General features: G+C 53.6%; 14 protein-coding genes. 7 read left to right on the forward strand and 7 right to left on the reverse strand.

Annotated elements, in window-relative coordinates; genetic code table 11:
- The first annotated feature begins 4 nt into the window (after nucleotides 1-4).
- On the forward strand, nucleotides 5-724 hold the full coding sequence (locus F153LOC_RS05730) for a response regulator transcription factor (RefSeq protein ID WP_100777327.1): 720 nt from the start codon (nucleotides 5-7) through the stop codon (nucleotides 722-724).
- A gap of 797 nt (nucleotides 725-1,521) precedes the next feature.
- Nucleotides 1,522-2,154 carry a fimbria biosynthesis transcriptional regulator FimZ gene (gene fimZ, locus F153LOC_RS05735; protein ID WP_100777328.1) on the forward strand — a complete coding sequence of 211 codons (633 nt, stop codon included), beginning with the start codon at nucleotides 1,522-1,524 and terminating at the stop codon, nucleotides 2,152-2,154.
- Nucleotides 2,155-2,205: 51 nt separating this feature from the next.
- On the opposite strand, the gene sfmF is transcribed toward fimZ, so the two are convergent.
- The 6 genes from sfmF to fimA form a co-directional block, all read right to left on the reverse strand.
- The gene (gene sfmF / locus F153LOC_RS05740) at nucleotides 2,206-2,730 is read right to left on the reverse strand and encodes a fimbria assembly protein (RefSeq protein ID WP_102104246.1); all 525 of its coding nucleotides are present in this window, start codon (nucleotides 2,728-2,730) and stop codon (nucleotides 2,206-2,208) included.
- Between the two features lie 10 nt (nucleotides 2,731-2,740).
- On the reverse strand, nucleotides 2,741-3,727 hold the full coding sequence (fimH, locus tag F153LOC_RS05745) for a type 1 fimbria D-mannose specific adhesin FimH (protein WP_369804792.1): 987 nt from the start codon (nucleotides 3,725-3,727) through the stop codon (nucleotides 2,741-2,743).
- A 13-nt stretch (nucleotides 3,728-3,740) separates the two neighbouring features.
- Nucleotides 3,741-6,308, reverse strand: a complete 2,568-nt coding sequence (locus F153LOC_RS05750) for a fimbrial biogenesis usher protein (RefSeq protein ID WP_102104248.1) — start codon at nucleotides 6,306-6,308, stop codon at nucleotides 3,741-3,743.
- A 14-nt stretch (nucleotides 6,309-6,322) separates the two neighbouring features.
- Nucleotides 6,323-7,015, reverse strand: coding sequence for a type 1 fimbria chaperone FimC (gene fimC, locus F153LOC_RS05755; protein WP_100777332.1), 693 nt, complete (start codon nucleotides 7,013-7,015; stop codon nucleotides 6,323-6,325).
- Between the two features lie 43 nt (nucleotides 7,016-7,058).
- Nucleotides 7,059-7,604 carry a type 1 fimbrial protein subunit FimI gene (fimI, locus tag F153LOC_RS05760; protein WP_102104249.1) on the reverse strand — a complete coding sequence of 182 codons (546 nt, stop codon included), beginning with the start codon at nucleotides 7,602-7,604 and terminating at the stop codon, nucleotides 7,059-7,061.
- Between the two features lie 65 nt (nucleotides 7,605-7,669).
- Nucleotides 7,670-8,224, reverse strand: a complete 555-nt coding sequence (gene fimA, locus F153LOC_RS05765) for a type 1 fimbrial major subunit FimA (protein WP_100777334.1) — start codon at nucleotides 8,222-8,224, stop codon at nucleotides 7,670-7,672.
- A gap of 307 nt (nucleotides 8,225-8,531) precedes the next feature.
- Here fimA and folD point away from each other — a divergent pair, with 307 nt between their 5' ends.
- From folD to malI, 4 genes are all read left to right on the forward strand, one after another.
- A complete protein-coding gene (folD, locus tag F153LOC_RS05770; protein WP_102104250.1) occupies nucleotides 8,532-9,398 on the forward strand; it encodes a bifunctional methylenetetrahydrofolate dehydrogenase/methenyltetrahydrofolate cyclohydrolase FolD in 867 nt (288 codons plus the stop codon).
- A 1-nt stretch (nucleotide 9,399) separates the two neighbouring features.
- On the forward strand, nucleotides 9,400-9,612 hold the full coding sequence (gene ybcJ, locus F153LOC_RS05775; RefSeq protein ID WP_100777336.1) for a ribosome-associated protein YbcJ: 213 nt from the start codon (nucleotides 9,400-9,402) through the stop codon (nucleotides 9,610-9,612).
- Between the two features lie 297 nt (nucleotides 9,613-9,909).
- Entirely contained in the window at nucleotides 9,910-11,409 is a 1,500-nt protein-coding gene (locus F153LOC_RS05780; protein ID WP_100777337.1) for a PTS transporter subunit EIIC, read from the forward strand.
- 83 nt (nucleotides 11,410-11,492) lie between these two features.
- Nucleotides 11,493-12,509, forward strand: a complete 1,017-nt coding sequence (gene malI, locus F153LOC_RS05785; protein WP_102104251.1) for a Mal regulon transcriptional regulator MalI — start codon at nucleotides 11,493-11,495, stop codon at nucleotides 12,507-12,509.
- A gap of 71 nt (nucleotides 12,510-12,580) precedes the next feature.
- On the opposite strand, the gene cysS is transcribed toward malI, so the two are convergent.
- On the reverse strand, nucleotides 12,581-13,966 hold the full coding sequence (cysS, locus tag F153LOC_RS05790; RefSeq protein WP_102104252.1) for a cysteine--tRNA ligase: 1,386 nt from the start codon (nucleotides 13,964-13,966) through the stop codon (nucleotides 12,581-12,583).
- 173 nt (nucleotides 13,967-14,139) lie between these two features.
- Here cysS and ppiB point away from each other — a divergent pair, with 173 nt between their 5' ends.
- Nucleotides 14,140-14,634, forward strand: coding sequence for a peptidylprolyl isomerase B (gene ppiB, locus F153LOC_RS05795; RefSeq protein WP_102104253.1), 495 nt, complete (start codon nucleotides 14,140-14,142; stop codon nucleotides 14,632-14,634).
- Nucleotide 14,635: the final 1 nt, after the last annotated feature.

The raw sequence follows: 14,635 nt of genomic DNA on the forward strand, positions 1-14,635 counted from the left end.
ATCTATGCGCATGACCGTACGCCGCTATCGGCGTCGTCGTAAAGGAAGCGATTCGCTGGGTTTTTCACATTCGCGTTCCAGCGCCCCTTTTTTTGATCGTCTTGTTTATTTGAGTCAATCCATCAACCAGACACGCAGACCCGACGCCCCCTTTATCGTTCTCGTGACCCACGATCGTTTCCTGCATGCAGGAATTCAGCACGGCCCATCCCCCCTGAAACACTGCTGCGGATATGACACGCTCGAATCGGCTTTCAGCGCGCTGGAAAACTGGCCCTCGGCCAGACTGGTTGTCGATATGGAGAGCCGCACGATGCCGCTGATGGAGATGCTCACCACGCTTCGACGTGCCATTCTGTATCCCCCCTACACTGCCGTGAGCCTGCTGATACGCGCTGATGACTATGATGCCCGGCTGTTTTGTAAAACCAGCGGTCCCTTTGATGTGCTTGAGCGCCAGCTCCCGGCTCAGGCGCTGCAACATGCGTTAGCGACGGCCCTCCCTCCCGTGAATAATCGCCACATCTACTTTTCCAGAGAAGAGTGGTTTGTCCTGCAATATCTGACACAGGGGGAATCACTAAGAAATATTGCGCTTTTTCGCCAGCGTCCTTACAGCCGCGTGGTTTATCGTCTGGGACGAATTCTCAGTAAATTAGGGTTAAACCATCGTCAGGAATTACTGCATCTGCTGCATCGCCTTTCTGTCTCCTCTTCCGAATAACCCCTTAATTCCTAAAGACCTTTAAGAAATTACTTACGCACAATATTAAAATTGTGTTTTAAATTAACATTTATGCAAAGATTACAACTATTCCTAATCCAGGATTTCTCGTGATGTTAATCTCTGCGTAGCGATCAAAAAACAGCATTTTCATCCAGAAGTTAAGTTTTAATCTCATCCGTTAAAAAGATGATAACGATGTAAAAACGTGAGTATTCAATGAGTCGCTAAAAACGCCATCCCTTACTGGCAGCAGATCCTTCTGCAACCGACGGCTTTTTTTGCTGAAAGGTGAACAGCACTTTCAAATGAAGGTGTCGCGCGGAAAGCGGCAATAAATCTTCCACCGTGATGGCCCAGAAGATTCCGCTTACCGTGGGTGAAATGGCAACATTAAATTAACATTGAGGGGATTCTATTATTTTTTGCAATTACATAAATAGGATAATCCACATTAAGAGGAATGTCTGGTGATTTAGCCCAAATTTAAAATAATCACTTTCCGTCTCCAGAAGATCATATTAATAAGTACACCCTGAATAATTTACAGGCTTTTCGGAGAAAACTTACACGGTATAATAAGCATGTTCCAAAGGAGAATAAGAAATACCTTTACTCTTTCCAAAATATTAATAAGCCAACGCGCTACTGCCATTTTTTATCAGAATGCAAACAAGGATGCTTACGCTTTTTCCAGGGAATTACCCCCGTATAAGGATCTGCAGAATTATCCTTCCGGCTTACCAGGCACTTTTGCAGAGATTGCAATTGCGCTTTCACAACCTGAGGCATAAAAAATGAAACCGGCATCCGTCATCATTATTGACGAGCACCCTATCGTCAGAATGTCAATTGAAGTCCTGCTCCAGAAAAACAAAAGCATTGAGATTAAACTCAAGTCAGGAGACAGCCATGAAGCACTCGACTACATTCGCAATCACCCTATCGATCTGGTGATCCTCGACATCGAATTACCTGGCACAGATGGGTTTTCATTGCTAAAAAGAATCAAGAACTTAGATGACAACATAAAAATTCTGTTTTTGTCTTCCAAATCAGAATCGTTTTACGCTGGCCGCGCCATGCGAGCAGGTGCAAATGGATTTGTGAGCAAAAGAAAAGATCTGAATGATATCTATAACGCCGTGGAAATGTTGCTCTCTGGATATTCGTTCTTTCCCTATGAGACCCTGAGCTTTATAAATCATCAAGGCTCACACCGGGGAGCAATAAATGACATGCCGTTATCAAACCGCGAGGTGACTGTTTTGCGTTATCTGGCCAATGGATTATCTAACAAGGAAATCGCGCAGCAATTATTACTTAGCAACAAAACAATTAGTGCGCATAAGTCCAACATCTACTCGAAATTAGGTGTGCAGACTATTGTAGAGCTGATTGATTATGCCAAAGCGCACGAGCTGCTTTAATCTGAAAGTCCTCCCTGAGACTCCAGTGAGTTTCAGGGAGGGTGTTTAGGCTTAATTATAATTAATCATAAAGGTCGCATCGGCATCTGCACGCCCCGGCTGGGGATTATTTGCCGTAGCGATATAATTCGCATAAAAATTCAAAACTGCATTTCCTTGCTCATCAACCACCACATTCTGGCTCGCCTGCTGTAATGGCAGACGCGTTTTATCCCGATCGCGTATTTCTACCGCAACATTCGTCGCCTGGCTGGCATCGTTTAAGGCCAGCAGTTCTGGGTCCTGCGGATCCGTTTTTCCAGAAAAGGTTATCGACGCCGCACCCGGTGGGCAGCCGGTCAGCTTTAGCGTAAACGGCATCGCCTGGGTTCTGCTGCCCGTGGTGCTGAGCTGTTTGGTCGGCCAGGTGCCCAGCGTCACCGATTTGTCGCTGTCGCTCCCCTCAGCCACACAGGTAAAATCGATAATATTGCCGTACAGTTCGATATTGATTTCGCCCAGTGGGCTTGCCGCCAGCACGCCTTTCACAGGCATAAAGGCTACGGCTACAGCGGCAACTAAAATCCCTATGCGCATCGCCCTCTCCTTAATCGTAATCCACGCGAAGATAGCCGCGTGAGGTGAAGCGCCCTTCGCTCGGTTTATTCCCGGTGACGCTCACCGGCCAGGCGGTGATCCCAATGACTGCCGAGGCGTTATCATCCAGGCGGAACGGGATCTTGCTGGCGAGATTATTGGGCGTCAGGGGCGTATTGTTCGTGCTGGCGACGATAAAACCGAGATCAGGATTATCAGAAACCAGCGCATTCCCGGACACTTTTTCCGTTTCCACTCGCATAGTCAGGTAGGCGTTGGCCTCCACGTTAGTGCATTTTATGGCGATGGTCTGGGTTTTAGGCGAGACGTTCTGCGGGCGATTACCCGCCCCGGCCTGGCTAAACAGCGAGGCGCCAATATCACCAAAATCGAATTCCACCACCTTCCCGGCGTTAATCGCACAGCTTTGCGGCACCTGAATGGTTCCGCTGTAGCTGATGGTATACACCGGGGTCGTCAGCGGGTCCGATGAGGTGGTCGTAACATAGACCCGGAACATCGTCTGACGCGGGATCTCCACCATATTGATAAACCGCCGCGTCACCTTCAGGCGAAACACCAGATTCGAGTCTTTCACCCCGAAAGGTTGATTTTTAGAGACGTTCGGGTGGCTCCCCATCTGAATAAAATTCTGCGGCGGGTAAAACACGCCAGAGTAGCTGTCGGTGATCTTCATCGCGCCATCCAGATACTCATTCAGCTTCAGATATTTGTAGCCATCAATGGTGCTGGTGATCGGGAAATCGGTCACGTAGCTGCGCTTGGTGGTGTTGCCCGATGTCCCTTTCGGGCAGACCGCGTTGACCCCCACCCACTGGGATTTCTCCGCAAGCGTGACAATCTGCCCAATCTGGTTATTGGAACTATTAAACTTATCCGTCAGATCGTAATAGATATCCGTCGGCACACCATTTTCGTTAGCACAGACCGTGGCCAGCGCCTGCGTGACAGGAAGCATTACCAGCAGCGCGACCATCAGGTATCGACTCTTAATCACAGCGAATCTCCTTCATCGTGATTGCCTGTTGCAGGCTCTTTTCAGGCAGGACGTACGGCGCGTGGCACTGGGCGCTGGCGCCGTTGCCCCACTGAACCAGCAGCTCGCCTTTAAGCGGCAGCCCGCTGAGGTAAATTTGTCCGTCATCGCCCACCATGCTGGTGACGCCGCTTCCGGTTTCGCGCACAACGGCACCGAAAGGCACCGGCTGATTGCCGCGCATGACGGTCAGCAGCGCACGAACGCCAATGCGCGTATCAAAGCTGGCACGCACCAGCGCACCGTTGGTCGGCACCACGCTGCTGACGTTGTTTTCGATATCGGTACTGTTGTTCATGGTATTGGTATCCAGCGCCACGCGGTTGTAGCGATAGACCGTGGCGTAAGGCATCACGGCGTAACCCCGCCAGTCGGTTTTCACCCCGGTCTGGTTTTCGACATTCACCCCGGACGCGCCCGGCGCTTTGATCAGCACGTTGGTATCCCCCAGCGGCTGGCTGAAGGTCACACCGTCCGCATGGCCCACCACGCCGCCTGACATTTGCCAGTTCAGATCGTGCTGGTCGCGGGAATAGTTGTACCCAGCGCCGAAGGTGCCATAGGTGGCCTGCCAGTTTGCGCTGGCGCTGCCGCTTGCACCGTTGGTGCTGGTGTGTCCCTGACTCACGCTGTAGTTCAGGTTTCGATCTTCCAGCAAGGTGCCGCTGACGCCGGTCTGCCAGGTGGTATCTCCGCTGCTGTTGCGGCTGGCGGAGGCCGTGGCGTAGGCGCGATCGAAGGCGCTGTCACGGCGATAACCGTGACGGGTAAACAGGCTGAACGGAACCGACACGTTGAACGAGGCCAGCTTGTCTGTGCCATCAATGCCCACCGCCTGATTCCACGACCAGGAGACGGAATAGCTCACGCCCCGCCAGCCGCCGGCATAACCCAGCTGATACCAGACGCTGGAATCGCTCGTTCCCCAGTAGGTTTGCTCGCTGCCCGACACATAGAGCGACCCGTAATCCCCCAGCGACTGAGAGATGTTCACCTGGAAGCGCCCTTTTTTGTTCCACGTCAGATTGTGATAACTCACCACATCCGACACGCCGTTCTCGTCCTTGCTGTCGCTGTACTGGTAACCTTCCATGGCTTTCCACGCCACATCATCCAGGGTGTAGAACCCTTTGGTGGAATAGCGATAGCCAAGCAGCTGGAAGTTAGTCCCGAATCCGTTCAGAGATTTGGCGTACAGGAAGCGTAAAGATTGCCCTTCGTGGCGACTGTCGTCAGCCAGCTGGCTGCGCGCCTGGGTGACATCGAGTGAAATCGCCCCCCAGTCGCCGAAGTTTTTCCCCGCACCGAGCGCGATGGCGCTGTAGCGCGAGGCGAGCTGGGTGCCGCCATACAGGGTGTAACCGTTGCTCAGGCCCGCAATCAGCGTGCCCTGGGTGAAGAACGGCGTGTCCTGATCGTCGTTGCCGCTGCGGTAATCCCCCGCCACCAGATCGTATTTCATGCGGCCTTCACGCTGCAAGAGCGGCACCGTGGAGTACGGGACCGTATAGCGCTGCGGGTTGCCGTCTTTCTCTTCAACCGTAACCTCAAGGTCGCCGCTCGACGACGTCGGGTTCAGATCGCTGATGGCAAATGCCCCTGCCTGCACGTAGCTCTGATAGATGACATACCCGTTCTGGCGGATCACCACTTTCGCTGGAGTGCGGGCAATCCCGCGCACGGTCGGCGCGTAGCCCTGCATGCTGTCCGGGTACATGCTGTCAGAGGAGTACATGCGCAGCCCGCGGAAACCGAGGCTGTCGAACACGTCATTCCCGGTGTTGCTGTCCCCGGCCACCAGCTCGCTTTTCAGGGGAATGATTGTCCGCTGGGCGGATGTGCTGATGTTCTGCCACTCGCGATGGCTTTCCCCGTTGCTCTCGGTATAGCGCCACGCCCCGTTGTTACGCAGCCGCCACGGGCCATAGTTCAGTCCGCTTTGCAGATTCAGGTAGTAGCTGTTGTCGGCGTCATTGCCTTTGTTGCCGCTGAAGCTGTAGTTCAGCAGCAGCGCCGGTATGCCTTCGTCCCACTGATCCGGCGGAATATAGCCGCGCGCGCTGTTCTGCATTGCCACCTGCGGCAGGCTGACGTTCAGGCGCAGCGAGGCAAAATTGAAGCCAATCTCCGAACCGGGGATCGCCGTCGCCAGCGGAACGCAGGTTTCGCCGGTCACGTTAAGCAGTTCAGGGAAGGCAGTAATGTTGACGCCAAAGCGATCCAGCATCGCGCGCGTGATGCACGGCGACAGCCCGCCCGCGACCGGAGGTGTATTTTCATCGCCGGCCTCAAAGCGGACATCCTGGGTACCGATAAACTCATCGTTACGCCAGATATCCACGCGATAGGTGCCAGGCGCCTGCTGATGCCCCTGCTCAAAGCGCGACAGATCCGCCACGCCCGCCGTGTCATCAGACAAAAACGCGGGGTTAAAATAGTTCTCAGACCAGGCTATCCCCGGGCAGAGCACCGCCATTATGGCCAGCACACACGGGCGGTAACGCCATCGTGAAGGATTCATCACTGTGACTCTGCTCAAAGACTGACGCGACGCGCGGGAGTAATCGCGCCGTAATCATTCACGCTCTGCCAGGAGAGTGTTCCGCTGGCCCCGTCAGGTAGCGCCTGCTGGGCTGAATTCTTCGGCGCAATCATGATATTTTCCAGCTTCTTGCCGCCCAGTTGCAGGTTCACCAGCGTGACGTAATAGGGTGAAGCATTGCTGACTTTCAGGTGATTGCCCGCGCGTTCAAAGCGCAGCTGCGAAAGCGCCTCTTCCGGCTGCATCGCCAGATTTTTTGGTCGCACAAACAGTTTGATACGCGACAGAATCGCCAGCTGCAGAACGTTTTTTCCTTCCAGGTTGGCTTTGTTCACCGAAGGAATGGCTTTCACGTTCATGTAAAACAGGGATTCGCGGTCCGTTGGCAGCGGCGGCCCCGCATAGATAATGCGCAGCGTGTTCTCGCTGTCGGGTTCGCTGACAAACAGCGGCGGCGTGACCGCGAAGGTTTTTTCTTTCTGCCCGCGATCGTTTTCAATCCACGCGTTAATTAAATAGCGCTCTTGTTTATTGCTGTTCGTGATCGCGAGCGATGTCTGTTTCGCGTCGGCCGGATAAATCACGCGCGTCGCCCCCAGAGCAATCCCACCGGATGCCTGAACGGGCAGAGAAATCATCATCAAAATAAGCGAAAAGATCAGTCCTGGTTTTATTAGGGAGTTCATCACAACAATACCTTTACTATTAAGTTCGCAGGCGTGTACGACGTTATGGATAAATCAACGTAAACCAGACATCCGACTGAATATTGCCCGGCACAAGGTGTTCTGAAATAGCCCGATAGCGCGCACTGAAATGAAAGTTCAGCTCGGGCGTGTCGATCGGCAGCATATTATTGGCGGTGGCGTTGGGAATAATCTGTCGCTTCTGCGAATCAAAAAGTGCCAGCCCAATCCCGCTACTGACGCGGCTGTTGCCGGGACGGGATGTTGCCAGAAAAACCTGCGGATCTTCAGCGGGCGTAATGCCCTGAAACATCATCCCGACCGTGCGGGAAACATCCACACTGCAATCCACCAGACGCAGGGTAAAAGGCACATCCACCGTCGAAAAACTGCCCACACCGTGAAAGGCGTTGGTGCGATACTGCCCCATCTCCACGCGCAGGCTTTGACTCTCGGGCGCCACGGCGCAACCGCCGTTGACCAGCTCACCTTTGAGATGTACCCGTCCGCCATCCACCACCACGCGGTGCGCCATCACAGGCTGTACGGCAGTAATCGTCAGCAGAAACAGAAGCCCAATTCTGGTCATCCTTAGCCCTCGATGTGGATCAAACTGGCCTCTTCCCTGAGGCCCGGTCTTCCCTGAAAAGCCGATTATTCGTATTTCAAGACGAAAGTGGCGTCCGCGTTCGCCTGACCAGGCTCAGTGGTTGCCGCAGTCGATTTGTAGCGTGCGGTGAAGTTCAGGGTGTTGGTCCCTGCGATCAGCGTTTTCGCTGCGGAGAAGGTTGCACCGTCTGGTGTCAGGGTGCTGGACGCGCTATCCAGGATCTCGATACCAACACCTTTAGCCGTGTTGTCGTTATCGCCTGCGGTTACAGCCAGCAGGGTTTTATCGGTCGCATCAATCTGGCCGGTGAAGGCAACAGCAGCGGTGGCAGCCACTTCTGGATCGCAATCATTCAGTTCAATGTTGAACGGAATATTAGAAGTGGTATCGCCCACTTTCGTGAATTTAGCGGTACGATATTGACCCAGAGTCACGATCTGATCCGCAGATTCAGTATTTACTGCGCATGCCGCATTAACTAATTCACCTTTAAAGTGAACGGTACCGCCATTGACGGAAACGGGATCTGCTGCATGAGCTGCACCCGCAACCAATACCAGCGAAGCAATGACGGAAGAAGCAATATTGCTAAGTTTCATATCTGTTCCTTTGGAATGTAAAAAGCCCTTCCCGGGTTAATTCGGGAATAAAAAACACATTCAATTGCGTAATTGAAAGTTTATTTTGGAAGCAACAAAGTAGCCCACGGACAAATATTAAAACAGGTCAAAACACTGCGATAATTCCAGGCTACATCCTAATTTCCCTTAGGAAAAGACCATTCAATGAGCAGGGTTTAGAGCCTGATTGTGGAAATCTCTCAATGGGTGACTGACAGCGGGCCTCGCTTCTGACAAAATATAGGCAATCCCCCTTTCAAACGTTACAGACGGAATCCTCTCTCTGATGGCAGCAAAGATTATTGACGGTAAAACGATTGCGCAGCAGGTGCGCTCTGAGGTCGCGGAAAAAGTGAAGGCGCGTACAGCGGCCGGAAAACGCGCTCCAGGGTTAGCCGTTGTGCTGGTTGGCAGCAACCCGGCATCGCAAATTTATGTCGGCAGTAAACGTAAAGCATGTGAAGAGGTGGGCTTCGTCTCCCGTTCCTACGATCTGCCCGAAACCACCAGCGAAGCAGAACTGCTTGAGCTGATTGACACCCTGAATGCCGACGACGCGATCGACGGTATTCTGGTGCAGTTGCCGCTGCCTGCGGGCATCGACAACGTGAAGGTGCTGGAGCGTATCGCACCGGATAAAGACGTGGACGGTTTCCATCCGTATAACGTCGGACGTCTGTGCCAGCGCGCACCGCGTCTGCGTCCGTGTACGCCGCGCGGTATTGTGACGCTGCTGGAGCGCTACAACATCGACACCTACGGTCTGAACGCCGTGGTGATTGGCGCATCCAACATCGTTGGCCGCCCGATGAGCATGGAGCTGCTGCTGGCCGGTTGCACCACCACCGTGACGCACCGCTTTACCAAAAACCTGCGTCAGCACGTCGAGAATGCCGACCTGCTGATCGTGGCGGTCGGTAAGCCGGGCTTTATTCCGGGCGAGTGGATCAAAGAAGGCGCCATCGTAGTGGACGTGGGTATTAACCGTCTGGAAAACGGCAAAGTGGTGGGTGACGTGGTATTTGAAGACGCCGCCGCGCGCGCGTCTTACATCACACCGGTACCGGGTGGCGTGGGTCCAATGACCGTAGCAACCCTGATTCAGAATACATTGCAAGCATGCGTTGAGTATCACGACGCAGAGGAAGCGTAAGATGGCAACATTTTCATTAGGTAAACACCCGCACGTTGAACTGTGCGATCTGCTGAAGCTGGAAGGCTGGAGCGAAAGCGGCGCACAGGCGAAGATTTTCATCGCCGACGGTCTGGTTAAAGTCGATGGCGTGGTTGAAACCCGCAAGCGCTGCAAAATTGTCGCAGGGCAGACGGTCACCTTCGAAAACCAGAGCATCACCATTACCGCCTGAGTCGCTTAAGGCCCGGCGGCGCTTAGCTTGTCGGGCCAATGACGCGTGGTTGGTGTTTGTAGACCGGGTAAGGCATTTCTGCCGCCCGGTATTTCCCCCCCTCTCAGCCCCCTGATTTCCCCTCAACCATAACGGTTAATTCTCGATCAACTTCAAAGAATCACTATTTCGTTTGTTGAAATGTGAAAATTAAGTTGCACGAATTTCAGGCTTCTCTCACGATAAGTAGAACGTTCTACTAAAACGTTCTACTTACAATAACAGCGCCTCTCAAAGCGCTTCTCGGGGGAAATCAGCATGAGTCTGATATCAGGGTTTGTTAAATCGTTGTCTAAGTTATCGATGATTGGCCGCGCGTTGATGCTGCCAATTTCACTGCTTCCTGCTGCGGGCCTGCTGTTAGCCTTCGGCGATAAATTCCACATGCCGCTGATGATGAACGCCGGTGGGGTTATTTTTGATAACCTGCCGATGCTGTTCGCCATTGGCTCTGCCGTAGGCCTGGCGTCTGAATCCGGGATCGCAGCCCTGTCGGCGGCGGTATCGGTGTTTGTCACTAACATCACCATCGGCACCGTTCTGAGCATTACACCGGAAATGGCCTCCCAGGGCGGGAAATACGCCATGGTGGTGGGTATTCCGACGCTGCAAATGGGCGTTTTCGGCGGGCTTATCTGCGGTATTCTTGCGGCCTGGTGCTATAACCGCTTCCACACCATGCAGCTGCCAGAGTTCCTCGGCTTCTTCTCCGGCAAACGTTTTGTCGCCATCGCCACTGCGTTTCTGTCATTCGTTCTCGGTTTGCTGCTGCCGTATGTCTGGCAGCACATTCAGGCGGGGATCGATGCCCTGTCGGTGATTGTGAACGGCGATAATCAGGCGGCCTCGACCTTTATCTTTGGTCTGGTTGAACGTGCGTTAATCCCGCTCGGCCTGCATCACATCTGGTATCCGTCGTTCTGGTATTCGTTTGGCGATTACACTACCCAGGCGGGCCAGGTGATCCACGGCGATCAGACAATCTGGTTCAAAATGCTGGAAGAAGGGACCAAATCCTTTAGCAGCGACACTTACCAGAACGCCGGTAAATTCATGCAGGGCGAGTTCCCGCTGATGTTGTTCGCGCTGCCTGCGGCCTGTCTGGCGATGTATCACGAAGCCCACACCAAGAATAAGAAAATCGCCTTCGGTATTCTGTTCTCGGCGGCGTTAACCTGCTTCCTGACGGGTATCACTGAGCCGGTGGAGTTCACCTTTATCTTCGTGGCCCCGATCCTGTACGTCTTTAACGCTATTATGGCGGGTCTGGCCTACATGACGATGTACCTTCTGCACGCTCACATCGCCAAATCTTTCTCTGCGGGCCTGATTGACTACATTTCGTTTGGTATCCTGCCGTCGTTCAACGGCTATCAGACTAACTTCCTCAACGCGGTGATCATCGGTATTCCGATGGCGCTGATCTACTACTTCACCTTCCGCTTCGTCATCCGCCGTTTCGACGTCAAAACGCCGGGCCGCACGGAAGTGACCGCCACCACGGATGACAAAACCGACACCGAAATCGCGACCGAAATCATCGGCCTGCTGGGTGGCGCGAAAAACATCGACTCCGTCGGCTCCTGTATCACGCGTCTGCGTCTGGAAGTGGCGAAGAGTGATGAAGTGGATAAAGACGGGCTGAACGGTCTGGGTGCGCGCGGCGTCGTCTTCGTCGGCGATAACGGTATTCAGGTGATTTTCGGTGCCAGAGCACAGTTTATCGCCCAGACCATGTCCACCATGATCGGTAAATAATAAGATGCCGGACCGGCACGTCTCCTGTACTCTGGGAGGCGTGTCTTATCTGGCTGATAATCGAGAAATTTCAGGGAGCGAGTTTGAAGAAAGTCAGCATTATTGATGTCGCAAAACACGCAGGCGTATCGGTGTCCACCGTCTCGCTGGTGTTACGTCAGAAAGGGAAAATCTCAGAGGCAACGATTGAGAAAGTCCACGCTGCCATCAATACGCTTGGCTACATTCATAACGTCGCTGCCGCCAATCTTCGCGCCAACACCTCCAATCTTATCGGCCTGATCCTGCGTGATTTCAGCGACAGTTTCTCCATCAAAGTGATGGCGAGCATCGTGCAGGAGCTGGAAAAGCAAGGCTATATGGTTTTCCTCGGGCAGCCGCTTAACGATCACGAGCATCTTGAGCGCTGCCTGCTTTCATTTAAACAGCAGGGCGTCGCCGGGGTGATCTATCTGGCGTCCGATACGCGAACCTCCACGCTTCCGGCGCAAATTCGCGAATGCCCGTTACCGCTGGTCGTGGTCTCCCAGTCCTTGCTGAATGAAACCTGCAATCTGGTGATGCGCGATAATCGCCAGGCGGCGAATCTCGCCACCCGTTATCTGATTGAACGCGGGCATCGTAATATCGCCTATATCGGCGGGCGGGAAGGCTGTCTGATCCGCGAGCAGCGCCTGCTCGGTTTTCGCAGCGCGATGACGCAATACGGCCTGGTGAACCGCGAAGAATCCGCCCCGGTCTGTAGCGACGATACCCAGGCGGCAGGGTTTATTACCCGTCAGCTGCTGGAAAAAAACAACACCATCACCGCCCTGCTCTGCCATTCGCCGGATGCGATGATCGGTTCGATTTCCGGGATTCATCAGGTCGGGCGTACCGTCGGGAAAGATGTGTTTCTGACGCAGCAGGTCGCGCTGGTCGGGTTTGAAGATATGCTGCATGTGAATCTGACCTCGCCGTCCTTCACCTATGTGTCGTCGGCGAGTGAAGAGACGGGCCGTCAGGCGGCCGGTTTAATGATTCGCAAGCTGAAAGAGCCGGATCTGCAAACGCAGCGGATCACCCTTTCCGGGCAGCTGATCGCGCGGGAGTCGGCCTAGAAATAGCAAAACGCCCGAACATGCCGGGCGTTTTATTGACTGTTTTACGGAATTGACCGGGTAACAGTGACCTACTTACGACGCCAGGTGGTGCCCTGCGGGCCATCTTCCAGGATGATCCCCATTTCGGTCAGGCGATTACGCGCCGCATCCGCCGCCGCCCAGTCTTTCGCCTGACGCGCTTCCAGACGCGCTTTGATCAGCGCCTCAATTTCTGCCACTTCGCCATCGTCCGCCTGTGCGCTGCTTTGCAGGAACACTTCCGGCTCCTGCTCCAGCAGGCCGAGCACCGCAGAGAGTTTGCGCAGATGAGCGGCCAGCGCGTTCGCGGCAGCCATATCTTCTGTTTTCAGGCGGTTCACTTCACGCGCCATATCAAACAGCACCGAGTAGGCTTCCGGGGTGTTGAAATCGTCGTTCATCACCTCGATAAAGCGTGCTTCGAACGCATCGCCCCCTGCCGGTGCGACAGATTTGTCGGTACCGCGCAGCGCGGTGTACAGACGCTCCAGCGCAGAACGCGCCTGTTTCAGGTTCTCTTCGCTGTAGTTCAGCTGGCTGCGGTAGTGGCCGGACATCAGGAAGTAGCGAACGGTTTCCGCGTCGTAATATTTCAGCACGTCGCGCACGGTAAAGAAGTTGCCCAGTGATTTAGACATCTTTTCGCGATCGACCATTACCATGCCGGAGTGCATCCAGTAGTTCACGTACTCGCCGCCGTGAGCACAGGTGGACTGAGCGATTTCGTTTTCATGGTGCGGGAACATCAGATCCGACCCGCCGCCGTGAATATCAAAATGCTTGCCGAGCTGCTTGCAGTTCATCGCCGAGCACTCAATGTGCCAGCCCGGACGCCCTTCGCCCCACGGGGATGGCCAGCTTGGTTCACCGGCTTTGGACATTTTCCAGAGTACGAAGTCCATCGGGTTGCGCTTCACGTCAACGACGTCAACGCGCGCACCGGCCTGCAGCTGGTCCAGATCCTGGCGAGAGAGCTGGCCGTAGTTCGGATCGGTCGGCACCGAGAACATCACATCGCCGTTGTCGGCAACATAGGCGTGACCGCGGGCGATCAGCTTTTCGGTGATATCGATAATTTCATGAATGTGGTGCGTGGCACGCGGCTCGCTGTCCGGACGCAGAATATTGAGTGCATCAAAATCTTTGTGCATCTCAGCGATCATGCGATCCACCAGCGCGACAAAACTCTCGCCATTTTCATTAGCACGTTTAATGATTTTGTCATCAATGTCGGTGATGTTACGCACGTATTTGAGCGTATAACCCAGGAAACGCAGGTAGCGAGAGACCACGTCGAACGAGACAAAAGTACGCCCATGACCGATATGACAGAGATCGTAAACAGTGATACCACACACGTACATGCCGACTTCCCCGGCATGGATAGGTTTAAATTCCTCTTTTTGGCGCGTCAGAGTATTAAAGATTTTTAACATCGAAGATTCCGTGTAGACGTGTGTGGATAATAAAGTCTGTATAATACCCATAATTCAGACCGGAATCAGCACACAATGCAAGATGATCCCGTCTTACGGTTATGCTATAACAGCCCTCTTATCTGTGACCTTACAGAGGTCGACGTACCACAATACCGGAACAGGATGCAAAAATGGTTACTTTCCACACTAATCATGGCGATATCGTCATCAAAACTTTTGACGATAAAGCGCCTGAAACAGTTAAAAACTTCCTGGACTACTGCCGCGAAGGTTTCTACAACAACACTATTTTCCACCGCGTGATCAATGGCTTTATGATTCAGGGCGGCGGTTTTGAACCTGGCATGACCCAGAAAGAAACCAAAGAAGCGATCAAAAACGAAGCGAACAACGGTCTGAAAAACACCCGTGGTACGCTGGCAATGGCGCGTACCCAGGCTCCACACTCTGCGACTGCCCAGTTCTTCATCAACGTGGCTGACAACGACTTCCTGAACTTCTCCGGCGAAAGCATGCAGGGCTGGGGCTACTGCGTATTCGCAGAAGTGGTTGAAGGCATGGACGTGGTTGAGAAAATCAAAGGCGTGGCAACTGGCCGCAGCGGTATGCACCAGGACGTTCCTAAAGAAGACGTTATCATTACCAGCGTGACCGTCAGCGAGTAAT

Source organism: Lelliottia sp. F153, from assembly GCF_002870005.1.
In the GTDB taxonomy this organism is placed as follows: Bacteria; Pseudomonadota; Gammaproteobacteria; order Enterobacterales; family Enterobacteriaceae; genus Enterobacter; species Enterobacter nimipressuralis.

What these genes read in the sequence shown, in the direction of transcription:
- fimA (WP_100777334.1), bottom strand. Translation starts at nt 8,224, where the DNA reads ATGAAACTTAGCAATATTGCTTCTTCCGTCATTGCTTCGCTGGTATTG.
- fimI (WP_102104249.1), bottom strand. Translation starts at nt 7,604, where the DNA reads ATGACCAGAATTGGGCTTCTGTTTCTGCTGACGATTACTGCCGTACAG.
- fimZ (WP_100777328.1), top strand. Translation starts at nt 1,522, where the DNA reads ATGAAACCGGCATCCGTCATCATTATTGACGAGCACCCTATCGTCAGA.
- sfmF (WP_102104246.1), bottom strand. Translation starts at nt 2,730, where the DNA reads ATGCGCATAGGGATTTTAGTTGCCGCTGTAGCCGTAGCCTTTATGCCT.
- cysS (WP_102104252.1), bottom strand. Translation starts at nt 13,966, where the DNA reads ATGTTAAAAATCTTTAATACTCTGACGCGCCAAAAAGAGGAATTTAAA.
- fimH (WP_369804792.1), bottom strand. Translation starts at nt 3,727, where the DNA reads ATGGTCGCGCTGCTGGTAATGCTTCCTGTCACGCAGGCGCTGGCCACG.
- F153LOC_RS05730 (WP_100777327.1), top strand. Translation starts at nt 5, where the DNA reads ATGCGCATGACCGTACGCCGCTATCGGCGTCGTCGTAAAGGAAGCGAT.
- F153LOC_RS05750 (WP_102104248.1), bottom strand. Translation starts at nt 6,308, where the DNA reads ATGAATCCTTCACGATGGCGTTACCGCCCGTGTGTGCTGGCCATAATG.
- ybcJ (WP_100777336.1), top strand. Translation starts at nt 9,400, where the DNA reads ATGGCAACATTTTCATTAGGTAAACACCCGCACGTTGAACTGTGCGAT.
- fimC (WP_100777332.1), bottom strand. Translation starts at nt 7,015, where the DNA reads ATGAACTCCCTAATAAAACCAGGACTGATCTTTTCGCTTATTTTGATG.
- folD (WP_102104250.1), top strand. Translation starts at nt 8,532, where the DNA reads ATGGCAGCAAAGATTATTGACGGTAAAACGATTGCGCAGCAGGTGCGC.
- ppiB (WP_102104253.1), top strand. Translation starts at nt 14,140, where the DNA reads ATGGTTACTTTCCACACTAATCATGGCGATATCGTCATCAAAACTTTT.
- F153LOC_RS05780 (WP_100777337.1), top strand. Translation starts at nt 9,910, where the DNA reads ATGAGTCTGATATCAGGGTTTGTTAAATCGTTGTCTAAGTTATCGATG.